Genomic DNA, 7,006 nt, shown 5'->3' with positions numbered 1-7,006 from the left:
CCAGACGCAGCGGGCCGTCGGCGAAGGCGCGGGCCTGTGCCAGATGCTCCTCAAGCGTGAGCCCCTGACCGGCCTTGCCGTGGTAGTGCGCCACCGAGGCGTAGGTTGGGAAATAGCCGACGTAGCACTGGTCGCTGGTGTCGAACACATGCGCGTAGTCGAGGATGTTCGAGATGAGCGTCAGGCCGTTCAGCGAGACGCCATCCTGCTGGAGACGGTAGGCGAGCGCCGCGCCGCGGGTGGTGCCGTAGGATTCGCCGAGCACGTACTTGGGCGATTTCCAGCGGCGGTATTTGCTCAGGTAGGCGCGGATGAACGCGCTGAAGCCCTTGACGTCGCCATCCACGCTCCACAGTTCGGGCTTGGCCTTGTCCAGGATGGTGGAGAAGCCGGCGCCGGCCGCGTCGATGAACACCAGGTCACTGACCGGCAGCAGGGTTTCGGGGTTGTCGGCGAGCGTGTAGGGGGCGGCGGGCACGGGGTCGGTGTCGGTCACGTCGATGCGTTTGGGCGCGATGGATCCCAATAGCAGGAATGTGGAGCTGGAGCCGGGGCCTCCGTTGAAGATGAAGGTCACCGGGCGGGTCGGGTCCGTGGCGCCCTGGTCGTCCACGGCGTTGAATGCGGCGAAGAAGATGCTGGCGGCCGGCTTGACCTTGGCGGTGTCGATGGTGATGGTGCCCAGGGTGGCGTCGTAGCGCCATTCGCGCCCGTCCAGCGTGATGGTGTGGCGCGTGGTCTTCTCGTAGGGTTCGGGCAGGTGCTCCTTGTCGGCATCCGCGGTCGGCGTCTGCGCCGTGGTGGTGTTCTGATCGGTCATTGATCGTCCTTTGTTCGGTGATGGACAGGATGTCTCCCATGATACGGTTCGCACTGCTTCGGGGTTTGTTTTTCGAGGCCCGGTTTTCCGCCCCTGTTGGATTCGCACCTTGAGGTAGTGCGAACCCGCTCTCGCTCAAGGACGCGTTGAGGATGTTGAAGATCAGGGCCGACCGGATCCGCTGCACCCGTGGACTAGGGACAGTAACGACGATGCCCGTCCGGAGTGCTCCCCGGACGGGCATCGGCATATCCTTGGGACCAATCGGCTCAGTCCTTCTCGATGGTCTTGCCGGCGTTGGCGCCGGAGGTCAGGTCCTGGATCTCGGTGATCTCCATGACCGGGACGCAGGCCGGGACCTTGGTGCCTTTCTCCTGGGCGACCTTGACCTGTGCGTCGTAGATCTCGCCCTCGGTGTGCAGGGTCACGGGGCCGCGGAATCGGTAGCCCTTCTTCTCGGCCAGGTTGGCGACGGCGATGACCAGTGGGCTGCCGTCCTGCAGGTTGCGGTACACCTGGCCGGCCGTGCGTTCGTGGTAGGCCAGATGATGGTCGTCGAGCACGAACATCGACATCTTCGGGCCCAGATCGAGCTGGCCGTCCTTGCCGATCGTGGTGACCCACGCCAGATTGTTCTCGATGAAGGTCTTCATCTCTTCGGTGAGCGTTGCCATATGTCCATCCTTTCGTTAGACGTATCTCCAGCCTACTGCACCGCGGTGGGATTTCACCCCGTGGAATCACCGACTGTGACCAACATCACGGCATGGCGCGATCCGCTCGGATAATCGGATAATCAGATAAAGTCATAGGGCATGCGGTGCTCCACCAGCCAGAACACCCCAAGGCCGAGCAACACCACGCCGAGCACCCCTCCCCCGTTCCCGGTCATCCAGCACACAGTCAGGCAGATCACCACGAAGCGGGCCAGATAGAATACGGCACGCCGGGCACCGCACCGAGGTCTGGTCTCCACGCTCATCCGAACGAACCCGGCCCCCAGCGTACAGCCGCCGCGCACCCATGGGATCCACAGTTCGGTGACGGCCAGGCATATCAGGAACATCGGGACCCCCATCGCGAAGGTCAACGGCCTGAACCCGGCGAACCGGATGCCGACGAGATATACGATCGCCGTGCACGGCACGCTGATAATCCCGGTGATCACGCAGTCGATGCAGAAGGCGACGCAACGGCGTACGAACCCGGGTTCCGTCACGATGCCCTCGTCGATATCCCGCCGCGGCAGCGCGCGGTTGGCGAGCGCCGCGACGGCATAGCCGAGGAGCGCGCCCAATGTGTTCCAAATCAGGTCGTCAACGTCGAACAGCCGGTAGGAGCAGGGGTAGAGGTGGAAGATGCCGGTGAGCTGCGCGGTTTCGATCAGCAGCGACACGGCGAATCCCATCAGCGCCGTGCGCGCAAGCCCCGTGCGGAGGAAACGACCCAGGATGAAGCCGAGGGGAACGAAGAACACGATGTTCATGCCGATCTGCAGCAGCGCAGTCACCCCGTCGGCTCGGATGTCGCCGATGAACCGCAGCGGATCGAGCTGCGGAGTCAGATGGTGCGTCGCACAGTATGCCGCCGCGTCCTGCGGCATCGGATACAGCGTGAAGCAGCCGAGTGCGAGCAGGTAGAGCACACACCCGTAGGAGACTGCGACCGAAGTCAGGCGGATGCGGTTCTCGCGATGGTAGAGCATCGCCAGCACCGGCAGCGTCAGCACCGCTGAGGCGAATGGCCAGATCGCCACCGCGAGGATGAACGGCTCGGTGAAGTCGCCGAGGAATGCCATCATGTCGTTTCCCGCCTTCCGACCGGGGCCGTACACGACGATCGTGACGTCTGCCCGGGTCCGACGGTGTCATGCTACGGCACCGACCGCGCGACGTGCATCGGCCGTCGGGCCTATTCGCGGCTGAACGCGCATGAGTCATACGTCCTGCGGATGACCTCGGTTCCCGTCGGCGCCGGCAGATCGGATGATGATGCCGAGTCGTCCCGCGGCATCGCCATCCATGCGAAGACATACCGCGGGCGCCGTTCTCACGGCAGCGATATGCGGTATCCGGCAACGATGCTGCGATTCCAGTCCGCTTCGGTGCGACAGGTCTTGCCGAGTTCGTCGATCAGACCGTGGAACTCCTGGAATTCGGGGATGGTCCAGGAAGCCACATCGATGCACGGCATGACGCGACGACGGAGCCCCTCATAGGATTTCGGCAGGTCGTCCACGCCGAGCGTCTCGAACATGCGGCGGGCGTAGCGGTCGGCGATGAACGCGGGCCGGTCGAACACGTACAGCAGCAGGTCGTCGGCCGTCTCGCCGCCCACACCGCGGATGGACAGCAACTCCCGACGCAGCGTCTCGTCGTCGAGTTCCCGCACGAGGGCTGGGATCTCGTCGTCATGGCTCCATTCCCCCAGATCCAGGAACCATTGACAGAACGCGCGCAGATACACGGCCTTCTGCCGGTAGTAGCCAGTCGAACGAATCAGGTCCCACAATGTTTCGTCCGGCAGATCGGCGATCGAACGGGCGTTCAGCACGTCGGCCGCCTTCATCCGGCCGAGCGCCGTCTCCACATTGCCCCATGCGGTGTTCTGGGTCAGGATCGCCCCGATGGCGATCTCGAACCGCGTGTCGGCGGGCCACCAGTGAGTGGGCCCCATATGGTCCAGCAGCAGCTCATACAGGCCCCGCACATCGATCAGACACCGTTCATCCATGATGCCATCCTACCCAGTCGCCGACGTATGTCACCGAACACTTCCCCTCCGCGCAACCCCGACATCTTCCGCGCGGTGCCGCAGCCCGCCGGTATCCGTGCGCGACGGACGGGGGTCGCGGCACATCCTTTAGCTATCGTGGTGAATGAAGGTATCGCGATCGCACGCGATCAACGACGAGACGGGAGACCGACATGACCGTGCTGGAGACGGAACGGCTGATGCTGCGACCTTGGCGAGTGGATGATGCCGCGGATGCGCAGGCCCTGTTCGCGTATGCCAGCAGTCCGGATGTGGGGCCGGCCGCGGGCTGGCAGCCGCATCGGAGCGTCGCGGAAAGCGCCGAGATCATCCGTGCGGTGCTGAGCGAACCGGAGACGTATGCCGTCGTCCTCAAACAAACCGACAAACCGGTCGGCAGCATCGGATTGCAGAAGCCGTGCGCCTCCGTCATCGGCACGCCGGGATATCAGACCCCGGCCCTGGAAATCGGATATTGGATCGGGAAACCATACTGGGGGCAGGGACTCATTCCCGAGGCGGCGCGTGCATTGCTGCGCCATGGGTTCGAGGCTCTGGATCTGCAGGCGGTCTGGGGTACGCATGACGTGGAGAACGCGAAATCCTCCCGCGTGATGGACAAGCTCGGGTTGCGGCTCGTCCGCGTCCAGCCGCATGTGCGCATGGAGCTGCTGGGCGATGTCTGGCGCGATGAAGCCGTCCGCCGCATCACCCGCGAACAGTGGGAGGCCGGAGTCGCGGATGCGATGGACTGAGCCGATGCCCCGTGGTCATTCGTCGAAATAAAACAGTTCCTCGAACTTCTTGTCCAGGGCGACGCACAGGATCAGAGCGAGTTTGGCCGTCGGGTTGAACTGACCGGTTTCAATGGAGCTGATCGTCTGGCGGGAGACTCCCACGAGCTCGGCCAATTGCGTCTGTGAAAGTCCCTTTTCCGCCCGCGACGCCCTCAAACGGTTCCGCAGAATCAGACTATTGTCCAACCAGTCACCTCACGTGCCATTGGTTACGAATGGATGATCCTACAGTAGCGTGGACAGCACATAGCCCGCCAACGCGATCACCAGTCCCACACTCCCCACAACCCCAGTCACCAGAACAACCGTTTCACGACGCGCCACATACTGCCCCAAGCCTGGCAGGTCAGGTATCCGAGAAGAAATACCAACGGCAGCGAGATATCGATGCCGATCACCGTGTTGTAGACGATGACGACGGCGACGAGAACCATGAATCCGGCGACCCCACCCGCTGCCCTTTCTGGCGCGCGTCCAAAGCCCCTTCGTCATGGAGACGATTGTCCTTCCGGCCCTTTTACAGTATTTCATCCCTATCCACGAGAAATCCCCCTTTCATGGTATGCCAAGTATACTTGACATACTGATTGTATGTCAGTCCTGCGTTGCTTCCAAACTGGAATATAATGCGCATCGTGCGCATATTATGTGCATGAGATTCAAGAAATCGAGAGACGTCTGATGGCGGACGGGTGGCGGCTGGACCGTTCTCCATTCGGGTGCGCGCGCAATCCGCCGGCATGGAACGAGTGTAGGATTGTCGTATGGTCGGGGAGAAATCGCATGGCACGTCGCACATCATCGAGCACATCGTCCTCGCGGTCGCACTGGTCTGGGCCGCAGGTTGCACGTTCGTTTGGTCACAGACGGACATGTCCCATCGCATTGTCAACGCCAAGTCCCCTGACGGCACATGCGAAGTGACAATCAGCGAACTCGGCTCGCCGGTATTCTTCAGTCCCAGCGATATCAGGATCAAAGTCTTATGGGACACCGATCCGAACGTCATAGGAGCCGAGAACGTCACACAAATCGAAACGATTCTGAGTAACGACGGAAAATCATTGGATGCGGACAATTTCGCCGTCACGTGGCGCGACAACATTCCGACCGTCATCACCCACGGCGAAGAGCAACACGACCAAAGCTACACGTTCAATTGGAAGGACGTGCCCCACCGGTTCGGATGACGCCGCCACCGGAGACCGAGGATCAGCTGTTTCCCTCTCACCCGAGTTGGAGGAACATTATGACGAACAAAACGGTCCCGACCCCGCCCACGCCAGAAGGAGAAGCGCCAGAGCGGTTTCGTTGTGTTCTTTCGACTTGCACTATTGTATCCCATAGGATACAATAGTGGTCATGGAGATACGCAAGACCGACGAATACGACGCCTAGTTCCGCAATCTACGGGACCGGCAAGCCAAGGCGCGGATCAACGCGCGGATTTGTCTGTGCCAGACGGCCGGCAGACCCGTGGGCGACATCAACACCATCGGGGACGGGGTCAGCGAGCTGCGGTTCCACTTCGCCCCCCGGCTACCGCGTCTACTTCGCGCAGAAGGGAGACGTGGTCATGCTGCTGCTCGCGGGCGGCGACAAACGCACGCAACCCAAGGACATCGACAGGGCCAGGCGCATGCTGGCCGAACTCAAGGAGGACAAGCAATGGTAACGACAAGCGTCTGGGACGCCAGCGAATACCTGGAGGACGAGCAGGATGCCATCGCCTACATCAACGCCGCGGCCGAACTTGACGACCCCGCCCTGCTTCAGGCCGCTATCGGGGACATGGCCAAGGCCCGCGGCATGGGACAGATCGCCAAGGAGGCCGGCGTCGGACGGGAGAGCCTGTACAAGAGCCTCGGCAGGGACGGCAACCCGTCGTTCCGCACCATCGCCAAGGTCGTCAAGGCCCTCGGCGGCCGCATCGTCATCGAACCATCGGCCGCATGACCTCGGCCATCCGACACGAAGCCGCCCTGGCGTCTCACCTGCGAGCGCCGGGGCTGCTTTTTATCATGTGCAGTTCCAGGGCATTGGTATTCCGGCGATTACATCGACGATACGCCGTCCGAATCGGCGAGCGCGGCGATGCGCTGTTCGAGTTGCCTGTTCTCCTCCTGGAGTCGTTGGATTTCGTCGTTGTTGGTTTGGATGCGTTGTCGGAGGGTTTGGATGGTGTCGGATGTGGGATGAGGTTGCCGATGCGTTTGGCGAGGTCCTGGGCGCGTCCGGATACGCTGCGCTGGTAGCGCATGGCGGTTTGTGGGTCGGCGTGGCCGGCTGCGTCCATGAGCTCTCTGACTGTGGCGCCCTGTTGGGCGAGGAGGGTGAGGACCGTGTGGCGCAGGTCATGGAATCTGAGGTCCGGTCGGCCCGCGGCCTTGCGTGCCTCGTCGTACCACGAGCGCAGCGAGTTCGGGTGGATGGGTTTGATCACGTCGCGCGTGCTGGGGAACAGCCACGCGTCGGGCTCCGGCCCGGCCTGCTGGAGGAGCCGGTCGAGGTAGGGCGCGTATTGGGGCGGGATGTTCTCGTCGCGGACGCTGTGCTCGGTCTTGGTGCTGCCGACGGTTTGTGGTCCGATGGTCTTGCGGCTGCGGCGGATGTGCAGGATGAGATGCTCGAGGTC

10 protein-coding genes are annotated in these 7,006 nt (G+C 62.5%); 3 read left to right on the top strand and 7 right to left on the bottom strand.

What is annotated here, in order from left to right; genetic code table 11:
• From B4C31_RS05385 to B4C31_RS05370, 4 genes are all read right to left on the bottom strand, one after another.
• The coding region (locus B4C31_RS05385) for a S10 family serine carboxypeptidase-like protein (protein WP_414631848.1) at positions 1-820 on the bottom strand (820 nt) is incomplete at its 3' end.
• A gap of 269 nt (positions 821-1,089) precedes the next feature.
• Entirely contained in the window at positions 1,090-1,494 is a 405-nt protein-coding gene (locus tag B4C31_RS05380; protein ID WP_129237503.1) for a pyridoxamine 5'-phosphate oxidase family protein, read from the bottom strand.
• Positions 1,495-1,616: 122 nt separating this feature from the next.
• Positions 1,617-2,618: a VanZ family protein gene (locus B4C31_RS05375; RefSeq protein ID WP_291531687.1), complete on the bottom strand. Its 1,002-nt coding sequence runs from the start codon at positions 2,616-2,618 to the stop codon at positions 1,617-1,619.
• A gap of 251 nt (positions 2,619-2,869) precedes the next feature.
• Complete coding sequence (locus tag B4C31_RS05370) at positions 2,870-3,553, bottom strand: endonuclease III domain-containing protein (protein ID WP_291531636.1); 684 nt, start codon at positions 3,551-3,553, stop codon at positions 2,870-2,872.
• A 194-nt stretch (positions 3,554-3,747) separates the two neighbouring features.
• Between B4C31_RS05370 and B4C31_RS05365 the strand changes: the two genes are divergently transcribed.
• Entirely contained in the window at positions 3,748-4,329 is a 582-nt protein-coding gene (locus B4C31_RS05365) for a GNAT family N-acetyltransferase (protein WP_291531635.1), read from the top strand.
• Positions 4,330-4,344: 15 nt separating this feature from the next.
• Here the strand turns inward: B4C31_RS05365 and B4C31_RS05360 are convergent, their stop codons facing one another.
• Together B4C31_RS05360 and B4C31_RS05355 are read right to left on the bottom strand one after the other, a co-directional pair.
• Positions 4,345-4,557 carry a helix-turn-helix transcriptional regulator gene (locus tag B4C31_RS05360; protein ID WP_043169141.1) on the bottom strand — a complete coding sequence of 71 codons (213 nt, stop codon included), beginning with the start codon at positions 4,555-4,557 and terminating at the stop codon, positions 4,345-4,347.
• A gap of 107 nt (positions 4,558-4,664) precedes the next feature.
• Positions 4,665-4,805, bottom strand: coding sequence for a hypothetical protein (locus tag B4C31_RS05355; RefSeq protein WP_291531634.1), 141 nt, complete (start codon positions 4,803-4,805; stop codon positions 4,665-4,667).
• Between the two features lie 330 nt (positions 4,806-5,135).
• Here B4C31_RS05355 and B4C31_RS05350 point away from each other — a divergent pair, with 330 nt between their 5' ends.
• Both B4C31_RS05350 and B4C31_RS05345 read left to right on the top strand, forming a co-directional pair.
• On the top strand, positions 5,136-5,561 hold the full coding sequence (locus B4C31_RS05350) for a hypothetical protein (protein WP_291531633.1): 426 nt from the start codon (positions 5,136-5,138) through the stop codon (positions 5,559-5,561).
• A 478-nt stretch (positions 5,562-6,039) separates the two neighbouring features.
• On the top strand, positions 6,040-6,327 hold the full coding sequence (locus B4C31_RS05345; protein ID WP_291531632.1) for an addiction module antidote protein: 288 nt from the start codon (positions 6,040-6,042) through the stop codon (positions 6,325-6,327).
• Positions 6,328-6,361: 34 nt separating this feature from the next.
• Here the strand turns inward: B4C31_RS05345 and B4C31_RS05340 are convergent.
• Positions 6,362-7,006 (bottom strand): tyrosine-type recombinase/integrase (locus tag B4C31_RS05340; protein WP_291531631.1); only part of this gene is annotated, 645 nt, incomplete at its 5' end.

It is taken from the genome of Bifidobacterium sp. UBA4282 (genome assembly GCF_002394995.1).
GTDB classification, from domain to species: Bacteria; Actinomycetota; Actinomycetes; order Actinomycetales; family Bifidobacteriaceae; genus Bifidobacterium; species Bifidobacterium pullorum_B.
Note: the sequence above shows the minus strand (reverse complement) of the source record. Positions and strands in the feature narration are given on the sequence as shown.